This is a genomic window from Gemmiger sp. (assembly GCF_036306485.1).
Taxonomy (GTDB): domain Bacteria; phylum Bacillota; class Clostridia; order Oscillospirales; family Ruminococcaceae; genus Gemmiger.
Genome location: NZ_JAXJZK010000025.1, coordinates 1 through 16,433, shown reverse-complemented (window position 1 = coordinate 16,433; position 16,433 = coordinate 1). Strand labels below are relative to the sequence as shown.

The window sequence follows — 16,433 nt, the reverse complement described above, 5'->3', positions numbered from 1 at the left end:
TCCGGTGCGGCCGACGGCTTTTCTGGTTGCACAACCCAGAATGAGCTTTTTCGGTTGGTCTCCCGGGCCGCGCACACCGGCCGGGAGACGGGCTCAGAACGCGCCCAGCGTGGCCGCCATGACGGCCTTGATCGTGTGCATCCGGTTCTCTGCTTCCCGGAACACGATGGACTGCGGTCCGTTGAAGACCTCGTCGGTGACTTCCATGGCCTCGCGGCCGAACTTCTCGCCCATCTCGCGGCCGACGGCGGTCTTGTGGTCATGGTAGGCGGGCAGGCAGTGCATGAACACCGCCTGTTTGCCGGCCCGCGCCATCAGCTCGGCGTTGACCTGGTAGGGGCTCAGGGCACGGATGCGCTCGGCCCAGACCTCGGTGGGCTCACCCATGCTGACCCACACATCGGTGTAGACGGCGTCCGCCCCCTCGACGGCCGCAAGGTCGTCGGTCAGGGTGATCGTCGCGCCGGTCTGCGCCGCAATGCCGCGGCAGGTCTCGACGAGGGCGGCGTTGGGCAGGTAGGCGGTGGGGGCGCAGGCCACAAAGTGCAGGCCCATCTTGGCACAGCCGATCATCAGCGAGTTGCCCATATTGTACCGCGCATCGCCGAGGTAGACGAACTTGAGGCCCTGCAGATGGCCGAACTGCTCGCGCAGCGTCAGGAAATCCGCGAGGATCTGGGTGGGATGGTACTCGTTGGTCAGGCCGTTCCAGACCGGCACATCGGCATAGCGGGCCAGCTCGTTGACGATCTCCTGGCCGAAGCCGCGGTACTCGATGCCGTCAAACATCCCGCTGAGCACCTGCGCCGTGTCGGCGATGGACTCCTTGCGGCCGATCTGGCTGCCCGTCGGGTCCAGGTAGGTCGTGCCCATGCCCAGGTCGTGGGCCGCCACCTCAAAGGCGCAGCGGGTCCGGGTGGACGTCTTTTCAAAAATCAGCGCCACGTTCCGGCCATGCAGCACATCGTGCGGGATGCCGGCCTTCTTCTTCGCCTTGAGGTCGGCCGCCAGGTCCAGCAGACCGGCGATCTCCTGCGGGGTATAATCCAGCAGGGTCAGGAAATCTCTGCCCTTCAAATCCATCCAAAAAACCTCCCTTGAACTCCGCCCGCGGCGCCTCTGCCGCAGGGACACCGGGCGGACCGGCCCCGGCACGGGGCCCTGTGTTTGAAAACGTATGCCGCTATTATCGCACAGTTTGGGACGAAATGCAAGAGAAACCTGCATATTTATTCCTGTAACCGGAATAAATATGCAGGTTTCCCACTCTGTTTCAGAGTTCGAGATCGAATTTGGTCTTGTCGGCGACGTTGATTTCGGCGCCGATCTGGACCTCCACGACCTGCAGGGCCGTGTCGGCGATCAGGGTGTGTTTGGCGCCGGCGGGCATCGTGACGACATCGCCGGGATGGACCCGGCGCACAACGCCGTCAATGACGGTGCGGCCGGTGCCGGCCACGATGGTCCAGACCTCGTCGCGGTGCTCGTGGCTGTGGTAGGTCAGCCGGTGCCCCGGGTTGAGGACGATCCGGATGGTGGTGGCCTCGGGCTGGACATCCAGCACCGTAAAGCTGCCCCAGCTCTTCTCGGCAAAGCGGGCCTCACCCTCCACCTGTTCGACAAAGGGCTTGATGTGGCTGGAACGCTGTTTGTCGCTGACCAGGATGCCGTCGCTGGACGCCGCAATGACCATATCGCGGCAGCCCATGACGATCATCGGCAGGTTGAGCTGGTTGACGACGTTGGTGTTGTGGCAGGTATCGTCCATCAGCACCTTGCCGATGGCCGGGTCGGCCATGACCTCGGTGAAGGTGTTCCAGGTGCCGACATCCTTCCATTCGCCGGCAAAGCGCATGACCGCAATGTCGGGTTCCTGCTCGGCCACGGCGTAGTCAAAGCTGATCTTGGTCTGGTCGGCGTAGTGTTCCCGCAGGTCGGCGTAGCCGGTGAACTGCATCCGGGCATGGGCGGCGCCCAGCAGGTAGCGCAGCGTGAAGGCAAAGACGCCGCAGTTCCACAGCGCACCCCGGGAAATATAGGCCGCGGCGGTGGCCTCGTCGGGCTTCTCGCGGAAGGACTCGACGGGGCTCAGCGGGTCGGCGGTGCGGGGGATGATGTAGCCGAACTTGGCGCTCGGGTAGGTGGGTTCCACCCCCATCAGCGTCAGGTGGGCGGCGTCGGGCGCGCCGGCCAGCGTGCTGAGGCGGTGCACCGCCGCAAAGTAGGCGTCATCCACATAGGGGTCCACCGGGCAGACCACGACCGGCTCGTCCAGGCCGATGCCCTTGACATCCGCCAGGTAGGCGCAGGCCAGCACGATGGCCGGGAAGGTGTCCCGCCGGCAGGGCTCGACGCAGACATCCACCTTGTCGCCGAGCTGGTTGAGGATGGTGCTGACCTGCCGTTTGCCGGTGGCCACCACGATGTTGGCGTCGGGGTCCTGGGCGGTGATCTGGCGGTAGACGCGCTGGACCATGCTTTCGTAGTCGCCGGCCTCGTTGCGCAGCAGCGGCACGAACTGCTTGGAGCGGACATTGTTGGACAGCGGCCACAGCCGCTGCCCCGATCCGCCGGAGAGCAAAATCAGATTCATAACATTACCTTTCCGCCCGCATGGGGTTGTGCAGGAAGTCCTCGTAGGTCAGACGGATGCCTTCGGGCAGCTCGGTCTTGTAGGTCCAGCCGAGGGCCGCGGCCTTGCTGACATCCAGCAGTTTGCGCGGCGTGCCGTTGGGCTTGCTGGGGTCCCAGCGGATCTCGCCGGTGTAGCCGACGATGGAGGCGACCAGCTCGGTCAGCTGCTTGATGGTCAGCTCCTTGCCGGTGCCGGCGTTGACGGTCTCGTTGCCGGAATAGTGGTTCATCAGGAAGACGCAGAGGTTGGCCAGGTCATCGACGTACAGGAATTCCCGCAGCGGGCTGCCGTCGCCCCAGCAGGTCACATAGGGCAGATTCTGCTCCTTGGCCTCGTGGAAGCGGCGGATCAGCGCCGGCAGCACATGGCTGTGGGTGGGATGATAGTTGTCGTTGGGGCCGTAGAGGTTGGTCGGCATGACGCTGATGTAGTCGGTGCCGTACTGGCGGTTGAGGTACTCGCAGTATTTCAGGCCGCTGATCTTGGCCAGGGCATAGGCCTCGTTGGTCTTTTCGAGGGAGGAGGTCAGCAGGCAGTCCTCCTTCATCGGCTGGGGCGCCATCCGCGGATAGATGCAGGAGGAGCCCAGGAATTCCAGCTTGCGGCAGCCGTTCTGCCAGGCCGAGTGGATGACGTTCATCTCAAGGGTCATGTTGAACCACATGAAGTCGGCCAGCGCCTCGGCGTTGGCCTCGATGCCGCCCACCTTGGCGGCGGCCAGGAAGACATACTCCGGCTTTTCGGCCGCAAAGAAGTCCTCGACATCCTGCTGCCGGCACAGGTCCAGCTCCTTGTGGGTCCGGGTGATCAGGTTGGTGTAGCCCTGGCGCTGCAGTTCCCGCACGATGGCGCTGCCCACCATGCCGCGGTGGCCCGCCACATAGATTTTTGCATTTTTATCCATCATTGTTATTTCCGCACTCCTTTTTCCAGCGCTTCGATCTTGTACAGATCCACGTTCTCCTCGGCGCGCTCGCGGGCGACCTTGCGCATATCGCTGCGCACCATCAGCCGGACCAGCTCCTCGAAGCTGGTCTTGGTGGGATTCCAGCCCAGCACCTCGCGCGCCTTGGTGGGATCGCCCCACAGGTTGACGACGTCGGTCGGACGGTAGAAGTCCGGGCTGACCTCGATGAGCACCCGGCCGGTGGCCTTGTCGATGCCCTTCTCGTCGGGGCCTTCGCCGACGAACTCCAGCTCGATGCCCACCTCGTGGAAGGCCAGCGTGCAGAACTCCCGCACGCTGTGCTGCACGCCGGTGGCAATGACAAAGTCATCCGGCTGGTCCTGCTGCAGGATCAGCCACATGCACTCGACATAGTCCCGCGCATAGCCCCAGTCCCGCAGCGCCGACAGGTTGCCCAGATACAGCTTGTCCTGCTTGCCCTGGGCGATGCGGGCCGCGGCCAGCGTGATCTTGCGGGTGACGAAGGTTTCGCCCCGGCGCTCCGATTCGTGGTTGAACAGGATGCCCGAGCAGCAGAACATGCCGTAGGCCTCGCGGTATTCCCGCACAATCCAGAAGCCGTACTGCTTGGCCACCGCATAGGGGCTGTACGGGTGGAAGGGGGTCTTTTCGTTCTGGGGGACCTGCTCGACCTTGCCGAACAGCTCGCTCGTGGACGCCTGATAGATGCGGCAGCTGTGCTCCAGCCCGCAGATCCGCACGGCCTCCAGCACGCGCAGCACGCCAGTGGCCACCACGTCGGCGGTGTATTCCGGCACATCAAAGCTGACCTGCACATGGCTCTGCGCGGCCAGGTTGTAAATCTCGTCGGGGCGGACCTCGGCGACGATCTTGACCAGACTCAGCGAGTCCGACAGGTCGCCGTAATGCAGATGAAAGCGGGGATGATCCTCGAGGTGGGCGATGCGCTCGCGGTAATCCACGCTGGAACGGCGGATCATGCCGTGGACATCGTAGCCTTTTTCCAGCAGGAACTCCGCCAGATAGCTGCCGTCCTGTCCGGTCACGCCGGTGATGAGTGCTTTTTTCATAGATTGCTCCTTTGTCTCGGGTGCAAATACGCATTTTCTTGCCACGGACCGCCCGGCGGGCAGAGCGGCAATTTTTCCTTTTCTGATACGTTCTAATATAGTATAATGGATTTATACCGGAATACAAGGCAGTTTCTTGCCCGGATTTTTGCACAATCTTGCCATACGGAGGTCCCGCCATGTCCATCCAGAACCGGTTTCCCGACGCCTACGACCCGTCCAGTCTGCGGGCCATCGTGACGCCCAGCGCCTTTGCGCGGCAGAATCTGTTTTATCTGCAGGAGGCCGGGCACATCCGGCTGCGGCGCAGCCATGCGGGATTGCAGCGCAGCCGGCTGGACAGCTATCTGATCGTCCAGGTGGCGGCGGGCAGCGGGGTGCTGCGGTACGACGGGCGGGAGTTTGCGCTGACGGCGGGGCAGTGTTTCTGGGTGGACTGCCGGCGTCCCCACGGCTACCGCAGCAGTCCCGACGACCCGTGGGAATTGCGGTGGGTGCATTTCAACGGCCGCAGCGCGCCGGGGTTCTACGGGCTGTTCGGGGACGCGGCGCCGGTCTTTACCCCCACCGATGCGGCGTCGGTGGCGCGGCGGCTGGACGCGATTCTGCGGGCGGCACGGCGGTGGGACACCCCGGCGGAGCTCAACGCGAGCGCCGAGATTGCGGCGCTGCTGGCCGAGATTGTGACCGACCGCGCCCGGGCCGCCGACTCCGGCACCCTGACGGCGGACCGGCTGGACGAGGTGCGGGCCTACCTGATCGAGCACTGCACCGAGGAGCTGACGCTGGACGCCGTGGCGGCCCGGTTTTACATCAGCAAGTACTATCTTGCCCGCAGCTTCAAGCGCCGATACGGCGAGACGATGATCGCCTGTGTGAATTCGGCGCGGCTGGACGCGGCCAAACAGCTGCTGCGCTACACCGATCTGCGGCTGGGCGAGATTGCCCGGCAGTGCGGGTTCCGGGAACAGAGCTACTTCACCCGGCGGTTCCGGGAGGCGGAGGGCCAGACCGCCAACGAATACCGGCGCGCCTGGCGCGGCCGGACCTGAAAGAGAAAGCACGGCGCCTGCCCCCTGGGGGCAGGCGCCGTGCTTTGGGAAGAAACCGGTTCAGGCCGTAACGTCCTCGAACTGGCTGTTATACAGGTCGGCGTAGAAACCGCCGGCCGCGAGAAGGTCGTCGTGGGTGCCCTGCTCGACGATGTCGCCGTCCCGCATGACGAGGATCAGGTCGGCATCCTTGATGGTGGAGAGCCGGTGCGCGATGACAAAGCTGGTCCGGCCGCGCATGAGGTTGTCCATGGCGGTCTGGATCTGCTGTTCGGTGCGGGTATCGACGCTGGAGGTGGCCTCGTCGAGGATGAGGATGCGGTTGTCGGCCAGGATGGCGCGGGCGATGGTCAGCAGCTGGCGCTGGCCCTGGCTGACGTTGGTGGCGTCCTCGTTGAGTTCCATCGAGTAGCCGCCGGGCAGCGTGCGGATGAAGTGGTCGGCGCAGGCGGCCTTGGCCGCGGCGATGACCTCCTCATCGGTGGCGTCCAGCCGGCCGTAGCGGATATTCTCCATGATGGTGCCCTGGAACAGCCAGGTATCCTGCAGGACCATGCCGAAGCCCTCGCGCAGTGCGGAGCGGTCAAAGTCGCGCAGATCGTGGCCGTTGAGGGTGATGCTGCCGCTGTCCACATCGTAGAACCGCATCAGCAGCTTGACCATCGTGGTCTTGCCGGCGCCGGTGGGGCCGACGATGGCGACCTTCTGGCCGGGCCGGACGTGGCAGGTGAAGTCGTGGATGACGGTGCGCTCCGGCGTGTAGCCGAACCGCACATGGTCAAAGCTGACCTGGCCGTCGATGACCGAGGGGTCGGCGCGGTGTTCGGGCAGGGCCAGGCGGTCCTCCTCGGGTTCGCTGAGGAACTCAAAGACGCGCTCGGCGGCCGCGGCCATGCTCTGGAGCATATTGCTGACCTGGGCGAGCTGCTGGATGGGCTGGGTGAAGTTGCGGACGTACTGGATGAATGCCTGGATGTCGCCGATCGTGATGACGCCGCGCGCGGCCAGCACGCTGCCCGACACCGCCACCGCGACATAGCCGAGGTTGCCCACGAAGGTCATGATGGGCTGCATGAGGCCGGAGAGGAACTGGCTTTTCCAGGCGGATTCAAACAGGCGGCCGTTGGCGGCGTCGAAGTCGGCGAGGACGGCGGGTTCGCGGTTGAACGCCTTGACGACGTTGTGGCCGGAATAGACCTCCTCGACCTGGCCGTTGACGGTGCCGAGGTAGCGCTGCTGCGCCTTGAAGTATTTCTGGCTGAACCGGACGACCAGCATCACGAGGGCGGTCGAGACCGGCAGGATGAGCAGCGCGATGAGGGTCATCAGCGGGCTGATGGAGAGCATCATGATCAGGACGCCGACCATCGTCGTGACGCTGGTGATGAGCTGGGTGATGCTCTGGTTGAGGCTCTGGCCCAGCGTATCGACGTCGTTGGTGATGCGGGAGAGCACCTCGCCGACGGTGCGCTTTTCAAAGTAGGCGAGCGGCAGGCGGTTGATCTTCTCGCTGATCTGGCGGCGGAAGTCGTAGCACATCTTCTGGGACACACCGCTCATGATCCAGTGCTGGAGGAATCCGAACGCGGCGGAGAGCAGGTACATCCCGAGCAGGAGGAGCAGGATGCGGCCGATATAGCCGAAATCGATGCCGCCGACGCCCCGCAGGCTGGCGATCCAGCCGGTGGCGAGGGCGGTCGTGGCCTTGGCCAGCACCTTGGGACCGACGATGTTGAACACCGTGGAGAGGACGGCAAAGACCAGCACGGCCGCGACGGCGGCACGGTAACGGCCCATCTCGGTCAGCAGGCCGCGCATCGTGCCCTTGAAGTCCTTGGCTTTTTCGACGGTTCTCTGTCCGTGACGCGGCATTACTGTTCCCCTCCTTTCAGGTCCAGTTCCTTGTTGCTGAGCTGACTGCGGGCGATCTCGCGGTAGGCGGCACAGTGTTCCAGCAGCTGGGCATGGGTGCCCTTGCCGACAATGCGGCCGTCCTCCATGACCAGGATCTGGTTGGCATGGAGCACCGTCGAGATCCGCTGCGCCACGATGATGACGGTGGCATCGCCGGTCTTTTCGCGCAGGGCGCGGCGCAGCGCGACATCGGTCTTGTAGTCCAGCGCCGAGAAGCTGTCGTCAAACAGATAGATGCGGGGATGCCGCGCGATGGCGCGCGCGATCGAGAGGCGCTGTTTCTGGCCGCCCGACACATTGCTGCCGCCCTGGGCGATGGGGCTGGCGTAGCCCTCCGGCTTGGCGGTGATGAAGTCCTCGGCCTGGGCGATGCGGGCCGCCTCGCGGGCGTCCTCGTCGGTGATGCCGGGGCCGCCGAACTTGAGGTTGGAGTCGATGGTGCCCGAGAAGAGCACCCCTTTCTGGGGCACATAGCCGAGCAGGTCATGCAGCTCGGTCTGGGGCAGGCTGCGCACGTCCACCCCGTCCACCGTCACGCTGCCCTCGGTGACATCGTAGAACCGGGTGATGAGGTGGAGCAGCGTGGATTTGCCGCAGCCCGTCGCGCCGATGATGGCGGTCGTCTGGCCGGGGCGGGCCACAAAGTCGATGTCCTCCAGCGCGTTCTCGTCGGCGCCGGGGTAGCGGAAATTCACATGGTGGAAGGCGACCTCGCCCTGCCAGCGGTGCGCTGTGTCATGGAAAGCCTGCTCGGGACCGGGGTCGCGGATGGAGGGTTCGGTGTGCAGCACCTCGTCGATGCGGTCCGCCGCGACGCCGGCGCGGGGCAGCAGGATGGCCACCATCGCCAGCATCAGGAAGGACATGACAATCTGCATCGTGTAGGTGATGAAGGCGATCAGCTCGCCGACCTGCAGGGCGCCCTGCTCCATCCGCAGGCCGCCGAACCAGACGATGAGCAGCGCCGAGCCGTTCATGATGAGCGTCATGCCGGGCATCATGAAGGCCATGACCCGGTTGGTGAAGAGCTGGGTGGACATCAGGTCCCGGTTGGCGCGGTCAAAACGCTGTTCCTCGTAGGATTCGCGGCTGAAGGCGCGGATCGGCATGACGCCGGTGAGGATTTCCCGGGAAACCAGGTTGAGCCGGTCCACCAGTTTCTGCATGATGCGGAACTTGGGCATGGCGAACCGCATGAGCACCGCGATCAGGAGGAGCAGCAGCACAACGGCCAGCGTGATGATCCAGGTCAGGCCGGAGTCGGTGCCCATGACGTGCAGGATGCCGCCGACGCCGAGGATGGGCGCGTAGGCCACCATCCGCAGCAGGATGACGCAGACCATCTGGACCTGCTGGATGTCGTTGGTCGTGCGGGTGATCAGCGACGCGGTGGAGAAGCGGTCGGTCTCGGCGCTCGAGAAGCTGACGACCCGGCTGAACACCTGGCGGCGCAGGTCCCGGGCGATGGTGGCCGCTACGCGGGAGGCCAGCAGGCCGACCAGGACGGCGGCCGCCACCATGAGGAGGGTCAGGCCGAGCATCCGGCCGCCCACCGTGAAGAGGTAGCGGGTCTGGACGGTCTGGGCCACGCCCTGGGCCTGGTATTCCAGCGCTACCAGCAGCACGGCCCGGCTGCCGAGGGTGTCGGCGGTATCGGGCGAGGCGGGCAGGACCGGCACCGGCCGGGCGGCGGCCGCGTCCAGGTCGGCGGGGGCCGGCAGCCCCCCGGCCTGCAGCGCGGCGGCCTGGTAGAGTGCCGCGTCGGCCCCGGCAAAGGCGGATTCCAGCGCCGTGCGGTCGGCATCGGCCCGCAGGCCCAGCGTGCCGGGCTGCTGCATCAGGCGGCGGCCCAGGGCGGTGGCCTGGGCGGGGTCGTCGGTGTAGGCGGCGCGGGCGGCGTCGGCGTCCGGCGCACTCATCGCCGAGAGCAGCGCCTCCAGCGTTGCCGGGCGCACCGTGTCGGGCACGGCGCTCTCGATGCCGCCGCTCTGGATGCCGACATCCACAATCTTGCTCGTGTAGTCGGGCAGCGTCAGGTCGCCGTACGCCTGCACCAGCAGCAGGGCAACCACCGCCAGGCAGACGGCCCAGTGCGCCGCCAGATATTTGAAAATCCTGGTCATGCGTCGTTCTCCTTTCGCTGGGATTCCAGCAGATCATTGCGCCGGTCCATCGCGTCGAGCAGCGCGGTCCAGTCCCGCAGCATCCGCTCGGTGGTCTCGGCGGGCAGCGCGGCCAGCGCGTCCGACAGGTACCCCTTGAGGGCGTACTCGGCCTGCAGCCGCGCCGCGTCGCCGGCCTCGGTCAGGCGGACCAGCGTCTTGCGGCGGTCGTCCGGGTCGGGCATCCGCTCGGCCAGGCCGTCCTTCTCCAGAATCCGCAGCGCCCGCGACACCGCCTGCGGCGAGTTGCGGGTGCTGACCGCCACATCCGACACATAGACCGCGCCGTCCCGGCCGTGCCGCTCGATGGCGGCGTGCAGCTGTTCCAGCATGCCCATGTGGCAGCGCGGACAGTCCGACAGCGCCAGCTGCATGCCCCGCCGGGCCGTGCGCTGGAACCGCCCCATCAGCCGCATGAACTGCCGCATCCGGTCCTCGACGGGCGGGGAGGAAGTCTGGTTGGGGGTCATTGCGATCACTCCTTCTCTGTCATTATTTGTCGTATGATAAAAGTTAACGTGTGTTAAGCAATATACAGAATAAACCCCGCCGCCCCCGAATACAAGGGGCGGCGGGCAGTGTTTGCAATTTGTTTACATTTGGGACGCTCAGATGGCCCAGGTGAAGAGCTGGACCCAGTAGAGGTAGCCGTTGCTCTCGTAGCAGCCGACGCCGATGTGGTCAAACTCGGACCGCAGGATGTTGGCGCGGTGGCCGGGGCTGTTCATCCAGGCGGTCATGACGCTGTTGGGGCTGGTGTAGCCCGCGGCGATGTTCTCGCCGGCCATCAGGTAGTCGATGCCGTTCTGTTCCAGCACCGTGAAGCAGGTGGTCCCGTCGGGGCGGGTGTGGGAGAAGCTCTGTTCCAGCTCACGGCTGCGCAGCTCGGCCGCGGCGGCCATGGTGGGGTCGATGGTCAGCGGGGCCAGGCCGTTGTTGGCGCGCTCCTGGTTGACCAGGTTTACGACCTCCTGGGCGCGGCGCATATTGTCCGCCCGGGTGCCGGTCTGCTGGACGCCGCTGGCCCAGTCAAAGCAGCAGACCTGGCCGTCGATCGTCGCAACGCCCTTGGTCATGGCGCCGGTGATGAGGTCATAGTAGTAGGTGCCGTTCTCGTTGGTATACCAGCCCTTGACCATGGCGCCGGTGTCGTTGTAGCGCACCCACTTGGGATCGCCCTGCATGCCCTCGTAGTCCATATAGACTTCCTTGGACACGGCCTTGGCGCCGCCCTGGATGGCGTCCAGCCAGTACCAGGCGTCCGAGGCGGGATCATAGATTTCCTTGCCGCGGTCCTCGGTGCCCTGGCGGATGCCGCCCTCGTACCAGTAGTCCGCGCCGTTGATGTTCAGCCAGGCCTTGTCGAGCATGACGCCGGTGACCGCGTTGAAGCCGTAGTGCACGCCGTCCAGCAGGACATCACCCTTGGACATGGCGCCGGTGATGAGGTCATAGTAGTAGGTGCCGTTGTCGTTGGTGTACCAGCCCTTGACCATCCGGCCTTCCTCGTCATAGCGGACCCACTTGGGCGCGCCCTGCATGCCCTCGTAGTCCATGTACACTTCCTTGTCAACGGCCTTGGCGCCGCCCTGGACGGCGTCCAGCCAGTACCAGGCATCGGAGGCCGGGTCATAGATTTCCTTGCCGCGGCCCTCGGTGCCCTGCTTGACACCGTTTTCGTACCAGTATTGCTTGCCGTCCTCTCCGGTCTGCCATTCACCGGGCGATTCGGCCCCGGCAGCCGTGACGGCCAGGGTACAGAGCAGAGCGGCCGCAAACGCCGTGCCGATCCATCGGGCGAGATGTTTCACAGGGGGTCCCTCCTTCGTATGTGCATGCGGGCGGATCAGAGTGCGCCCAGTCCTTTGAGCCAGTCTTCCAGGGTGGCCTGGGCGTTGGCCGGCAGGCCGACGCAGCGGTCCAGTTCCCGGCCGTTGCGGTAGACAATCAGCGTGGGAATGCTGGAAATGCCCATCCGGACCGCCAGCGCGGTCTGCTCGTCGGTGTTGACCTTGCCGACGCGCAGACCCGGGTTGCGGGCCGCGATGGCCTCGACCACGGGGCCCATCCGCTGGCAGGGGCCGCACCAGGTGGCCCAGAAGTCCAGCAGGACGGGTTGGGTGCTCTGCAGCACCTCGGATTCAAAATTTGCCTGTGTAATCGTAAGAACTGCCATAGCTGTTCTCTCCTTTGTCTTGTCAGGATTTGGCGTCTTCGCCCAGCGCCGCACGCAGCGCCTGCATCAGACCGGTCATCATATCGGCCGCGTCGGGGCCGCCGAAGTTCACAATACCGCGCAGCGGCATGGCGGCAATCATCTGTTCCATCATCTCGTTGCTGATGGCGGCATTCTCACCGCCGCCGTTGCCGCCGGTCAGCGAGTTGCCGAACCGCTCCACCAGCTTGGCGACGATGGGCGCCGTGCGGCTGTCCGCCATCAGGTCGCCGATCGTCGTGTTCTCCTCAAGGTGGAAGGGCAGGTGCCGGTCGGTCGTGAACTGCAGGTCCAGCGTGGCGTGGATGTCGCGGCTGGAATGGCCCAGCAGCACCTTGTAGTGGCCCGAGGCGGCGTACCAGTCGCCCAGTTCTTCCTCGTAGTGGCTCAGATCGCGGGCGTTGAGGGTGAATTCCACCTGTTTTTCCTCGCCGGGTTCCAGATCGATCTTGCAGAAGCGGCGCAGCTCCTTGGCGGGACGGCCCACGGTGCCGGTGCAGTCCGACACATAGAGCTGAACGACCTCGCGGCCGCGCATCGTGCCGACATTGCGGATGCTGACCCGCACCTTGACGCTGCCGCCGTCCGAGAAGGACGGGGCGGAGAGCTCCGCTTCGCGGTAGACAAAGCCGGTGTAGGACAGGCCGTGGCCGAAGGGCCAGCGGACCGGCATCCGGCGGGAATCGTACCAGCGGTAGCCGACATAGATGCCCTCGCGGTAGTTGGCGCTGCGGCCGTTGCCGGGGTAATCCAGATAGCAGGGGGTGTCCTCCAGCCGGATGGGCCAGGTCTCGGGCAGGCGGCCGCAGGGGTTGGCGTCGCCCCACAGCAGCGCGTCGGCGGCCTCGCCCACGCCCTCGCCGCCCAGGTACATGCAGAGCACCGAGGCCACATCGTCCGCCCAGGGACATTCGACGGGGGAACCGGTGTGCAGCACGACGATGGTGTTCTTCTGCACCGCCGCCACCCGGGCAATCAGGTTGTTCTGGCTTTCCGGCAGGTGCATGTGGGTGCGGTCGTAGCCCTCGCTCTCAAAGCTGTCCGGCAGGCCCGCAAAGATGACGGCGGCGTCGGCGGTGGAGGCAGCCTCCACGGCGCGCAGGAACTCCGCCTCGTCGCGCTGGTCGCGGTCCGCCGGGAAGCCCTCGACGTACCGCACGCGGCGGCCGTGTTTGCGGGCGGCCTCGAGCGCGCCGTCCGCCCGGACCACGTTGATGTGGCTGGAACCGCCGCCCTGGTAGCGCGGGGTTTCGGCAAAGGCGCCGATGTAGACGACATCCGACCCGCGCCGCAGCGGCAGCGCGCCGCGGTTCTGCAGCAGCACCGCGCACTGTTTGGCCAGCTCGGCGGCCAGGCGATGGTCTGCCTCAAGGTCCAGCGCGGGACGCGGCGAGGCGGCCTGATCGACCGACCGGAAAACAATGTTGAGAATCCGGGTGACCGCCTTGTCGAGCGTTTCCTCAGACAGGGTGCCGTCCCGGACGGCCTGCACGATCTTGGCGTCGTTGACGCCGCCCGAGGAGGGCATCTCGAGTTCCAGGCCGGCGGCCACGCCCTTGACGCGGTCCGCCACGGCGCCCCAGTCCGACATCACGAACCCGTCAAAGCCCCACTCATCGCGCAGGATGTCGGTGAGCAGGCGGCGGTTCTCGCTCGCGTAGACGCCGTTGATCCGGTTGTAGCTGCACATGACGGTCCAGGGATGCGCCTTCTTGACGGCGGTCTCAAAGGCGGGCAGGTAGATCTCCCGCAGGGTCTGCTCGGTCATGTCGGAGGAGCAGGACATCCGGCGGTATTCCTGGCTGTTGGCGGCAAAGTGCTTGATGGACGTGCCGACGCCCTGGCTCTGCACGCCGTCGATGAAACCCGCCGCCAGCTCTCCGGCCAGGCAGGGGTCCTCGGAATAATATTCAAAGTTGCGTCCGCACAGCGGGCTGCGCTTGATGTTCACGGCGGGGCCCAGCACGACGCCCACCCCCACGGCCTGGGCCTCGTGGCCGATGGCGGCGCCTTCCCGGCGCAGCAGGTCGGGGTCAAAGCTCGCGGCGGCGGCACAGCCGGCCGGGAAACACACCGCCTGGATGCTGACGTTCTGGTCATCCTGGCTCATATCCTGGGTACGCAGACCGTGCGGGCCGTCCGACACCATCATGGCCGGAATGCCCAGCCGTTCGACGGCCTTGGTATGCCAGAAGTCGGCGCCGGAGCACAGGCCGGCTTTTTCCTCGAGTGTGAGCTGGGACACCAGCTCGGGAATGCTGCGTTCCATTCGGTACCTCCTGTATGTTGCGGGGCAGAGTATTGCCCATTTTTGTACATTATACACCTTTCTACCCGGGATGGGGAAGAGTTTTCGTAAAAAAAGTAAAGGAAATCTTGCGTATCGGGTCGGACGGCGGGTTGCTTTTCGGCAGGCGGGGTGCTACACTGGGAACAGCCCGAACAACGAGAAGGAGGAATGTTAAGATGTTCAAACGGATCGGGTGGGCGGCTGCCCTGCTCTGTCTGCTGGCGGGCCTGCTGGCCCTGCCTGCGGCGGCCGAGGGTACGTCCGAGTCCACCGTCTTCTACCCCACCGAGGAAGAAATCCGCGATGCCCGCAGCGCCCTGGCTGCCCGGCCGCAGACCTATTCGCTGGCGGATGCCGCCGCGATGCGCATTGTCTTTGAGCGCGCCGAAGAGGCGCTGTCCGTGCGGCGCAGCGTCGTGCCGATCGACGATCTGGAGATTGACCCCGACCAGCTTCTGCCGCTGCTCAACGACATTGCGTATGAGAACCCCTACGGCTACATGGTCAGCCGGGTGGGGATGGTCATGACGGATGATAAGGTCCTCAACATCTCGATGGTGCTGAACTCCCAGGAGGACTGTGACCGGATGCTGGCCCGCGTGCTGCGGCTGACCGAGGACGCGCAGAACAACTGCGCGACCGACCTTGAAAAGGTCATCTATGTCCATGACTGGCTGGTGCAGAACATCGCCTACGACAGCGCCAACATGAACACCGTCATCCTGGACGACCACAACATGCGCAACGCGCTGCTGGAAGGCCGCGCCGTCTGCGACGGCTATTCCAAGACCTACATCTGCGTGCTCAACCGGCTGGGCATTCCGGCCGTGCTGGTGACGAGCTCCCAGCTGAACCACGCCTGGTCGCTGGTCCAGCTGGACGGGCAGTGGTACCATGTGGACTGCACCTTTGACGATGCGCTCTGCCCCACCTCCGACAAGCTCGGCCGGTGCCTGCACTCCAACCTGCTGACCTCGACCGACTGGATGCTCGGGAGCGGCCACAACTGCGCCGACATGGCGGCCTTTGCCCCGACGATCAGCGGATTTTCCAACATCGTCAGCGCCGCCGACGATACCAGCTATGAAACCGCCTGGTGGCGCACCGTGATGACCCCCTTCTATCCGACCGACGGGGACTGGTATTATCTGGAAAACTCCTACCAGGGCCGGCTGCTCTGGACGCCGGAGCTTTCGCTGACCAGCACCCAGGAGGCCGTGGCGCCCGGTGTGGGGGCCAAGAGTCTGGCCATTGCGAACAACATCCTTTACCTGACGCAGGACGGCTCCAACATCATTTCCTACAGCATGGACACCGAAAACCATGCGCTGACCCGGTCGCAGCCCATCACCTGCAACTCGCTGGGCCTGGCCACCCTGTGGGACGGCGTCTACACCGCCGTCGTCCAGAACACCTACGACCAGACGCTGGAACGCATTGTCACGCTGCCGGAGTCGAGCTATCCGCCCTCCCCGACGGCCATACCCACCGCCGTGCCGACCGCCAAACCGACCGCCAAGCCGACTGCGGTCCCGACGGCTGTACCGACCGCGCGCCCCACGGCAACCCCGACGGCCAAGCCCACCGCGGCGCCCACCGCCAGACCGACGGCAGCCCCGACCGCCGTGCCGACCTACACCGGCTGGAAGACCGAGGACGGCAAACAGTTCTGGTATGAAAACGGCGTCAAGCAGGGCACGACGGGCCGCGGCAAGGAAATCTACGACCCCGGCACGGACGCCTGGTACTGGCTGGACGCGATCCAGGGCGGCGCCAAGGCCGTTGACAAGGAAGTGTACATGGACTACGAGGGCATGCAGGGCGACCCCAAGTGGGTGCGCTACGATCCCGACGGCCGGATGGTCAAGGGCTGGTACACCAACGAGAACGGCACCTACTACTATGACCTGATCACCGGCGCGATGGCCAAGGGCGACATTCTGCTGAACGGCGTCCACTACGGCTTTGACCCCGCGACCGGCGTGATGCTGGACAAAGCCTGGCTGACGATCGACGGCGGCGATTACTGGTACGAGGGCGGCATCCGCCAGGGCTGCCGGCTCAACGCGGACGGCACGCCGGACCTGAGCTACCGCGGCAAGGAGATCTATGACCCGGCGTCGGACGCCTGGTACTGGCTGGACAATGTGGACTACGGCAAGAAGGC

General features: G+C 65.4%; 12 protein-coding genes. 2 read left to right on the top strand and 10 right to left on the bottom strand.

Features of this window, described 5'->3' with window-relative positions; genetic code table 11:
* Positions 1 to 93: 93 nt before the first annotated feature.
* From argF to gmd, 4 genes are all read right to left on the bottom strand, one after another.
* Entirely contained in the window at positions 94 to 1,083 is a 990-nt protein-coding gene (argF, locus tag U0L91_RS05380; protein WP_330045182.1) for an ornithine carbamoyltransferase, read from the bottom strand.
* Between the two features lie 190 nt (positions 1,084 to 1,273).
* Entirely contained in the window at positions 1,274 to 2,593 is a 1,320-nt protein-coding gene (locus U0L91_RS05375) for a sugar phosphate nucleotidyltransferase (protein WP_330045181.1), read from the bottom strand.
* Between the two features lie 4 nt (positions 2,594 to 2,597).
* Positions 2,598 to 3,542 (bottom strand): GDP-L-fucose synthase family protein, encoded by a 945-nt coding sequence (locus tag U0L91_RS05370; protein ID WP_330045180.1) that lies wholly within the window; start codon positions 3,540 to 3,542, stop codon positions 2,598 to 2,600.
* 2 nt (positions 3,543 to 3,544) lie between these two features.
* Positions 3,545 to 4,633: a GDP-mannose 4,6-dehydratase gene (gene gmd / locus U0L91_RS05365; protein WP_330045179.1), complete on the bottom strand. Its 1,089-nt coding sequence runs from the start codon at positions 4,631 to 4,633 to the stop codon at positions 3,545 to 3,547.
* Positions 4,634 to 4,812: 179 nt separating this feature from the next.
* Between gmd and U0L91_RS05360 the strand changes: the two genes are divergently transcribed.
* On the top strand, positions 4,813 to 5,685 hold the full coding sequence (locus U0L91_RS05360; protein WP_330045178.1) for a helix-turn-helix transcriptional regulator: 873 nt from the start codon (positions 4,813 to 4,815) through the stop codon (positions 5,683 to 5,685).
* Positions 5,686 to 5,745: 60 nt separating this feature from the next.
* On the opposite strand, the gene U0L91_RS05355 is transcribed toward U0L91_RS05360, so the two are convergent.
* The 6 genes from U0L91_RS05355 to U0L91_RS05330 form a co-directional block, all read right to left on the bottom strand.
* Entirely contained in the window at positions 5,746 to 7,557 is a 1,812-nt protein-coding gene (locus tag U0L91_RS05355) for an ABC transporter ATP-binding protein (protein WP_330045177.1), read from the bottom strand.
* Complete coding sequence (locus U0L91_RS05350) at positions 7,557 to 9,722, bottom strand: ABC transporter ATP-binding protein (protein WP_330045176.1); 2,166 nt, start codon at positions 9,720 to 9,722, stop codon at positions 7,557 to 7,559. The genes U0L91_RS05355 and U0L91_RS05350 overlap by 1 nt, the downstream gene beginning before the upstream one ends.
* Positions 9,719 to 10,231 carry a MarR family winged helix-turn-helix transcriptional regulator gene (locus tag U0L91_RS05345; protein ID WP_330045175.1) on the bottom strand — a complete coding sequence of 171 codons (513 nt, stop codon included), beginning with the start codon at positions 10,229 to 10,231 and terminating at the stop codon, positions 9,719 to 9,721. Before U0L91_RS05345 ends, U0L91_RS05350 begins: the two co-directional genes overlap by 4 nt.
* Positions 10,232 to 10,369: 138 nt before the next feature.
* Positions 10,370 to 11,572: a CAP domain-containing protein gene (locus tag U0L91_RS05340; protein WP_330045174.1), complete on the bottom strand. Its 1,203-nt coding sequence runs from the start codon at positions 11,570 to 11,572 to the stop codon at positions 10,370 to 10,372.
* Positions 11,573 to 11,607: 35 nt separating this feature from the next.
* Positions 11,608 to 11,937: a thioredoxin gene (gene trxA, locus U0L91_RS05335; RefSeq protein WP_330045173.1), complete on the bottom strand. Its 330-nt coding sequence runs from the start codon at positions 11,935 to 11,937 to the stop codon at positions 11,608 to 11,610.
* Positions 11,938 to 11,959: 22 nt separating this feature from the next.
* The gene (locus U0L91_RS05330) at positions 11,960 to 14,245 is read right to left on the bottom strand and encodes a glycoside hydrolase family 3 C-terminal domain-containing protein (RefSeq protein ID WP_330045172.1); all 2,286 of its coding nucleotides are present in this window, start codon (positions 14,243 to 14,245) and stop codon (positions 11,960 to 11,962) included.
* A 197-nt stretch (positions 14,246 to 14,442) separates the two neighbouring features.
* Here U0L91_RS05330 and U0L91_RS05325 point away from each other — a divergent pair.
* On the top strand, positions 14,443 to 16,433 hold a 1,991-nt coding region (locus U0L91_RS05325), incomplete at its 3' end, for a transglutaminase domain-containing protein (RefSeq protein ID WP_330045171.1).

Excerpts from the sequence above, each read along its gene's own strand:
- argF (WP_330045182.1), bottom strand. The coding sequence starts at position 1,083 with ATGGATTTGAAGGGCAGAGATTTCCTGACCCTGCTGGATTATACCCCG.
- gmd (WP_330045179.1), bottom strand. The coding sequence starts at position 4,633 with ATGAAAAAAGCACTCATCACCGGCGTGACCGGACAGGACGGCAGCTAT.
- U0L91_RS05360 (WP_330045178.1), top strand. The coding sequence starts at position 4,813 with ATGTCCATCCAGAACCGGTTTCCCGACGCCTACGACCCGTCCAGTCTG.
- U0L91_RS05330 (WP_330045172.1), bottom strand. The coding sequence starts at position 14,245 with ATGGAACGCAGCATTCCCGAGCTGGTGTCCCAGCTCACACTCGAGGAA.
- U0L91_RS05345 (WP_330045175.1), bottom strand. The coding sequence starts at position 10,231 with ATGACCCCCAACCAGACTTCCTCCCCGCCCGTCGAGGACCGGATGCGG.
- U0L91_RS05350 (WP_330045176.1), bottom strand. The coding sequence starts at position 9,722 with ATGACCAGGATTTTCAAATATCTGGCGGCGCACTGGGCCGTCTGCCTG.
- U0L91_RS05375 (WP_330045181.1), bottom strand. The coding sequence starts at position 2,593 with ATGAATCTGATTTTGCTCTCCGGCGGATCGGGGCAGCGGCTGTGGCCG.
- U0L91_RS05370 (WP_330045180.1), bottom strand. The coding sequence starts at position 3,542 with ATGATGGATAAAAATGCAAAAATCTATGTGGCGGGCCACCGCGGCATG.
- U0L91_RS05355 (WP_330045177.1), bottom strand. The coding sequence starts at position 7,557 with ATGCCGCGTCACGGACAGAGAACCGTCGAAAAAGCCAAGGACTTCAAG.
- trxA (WP_330045173.1), bottom strand. The coding sequence starts at position 11,937 with ATGGCAGTTCTTACGATTACACAGGCAAATTTTGAATCCGAGGTGCTG.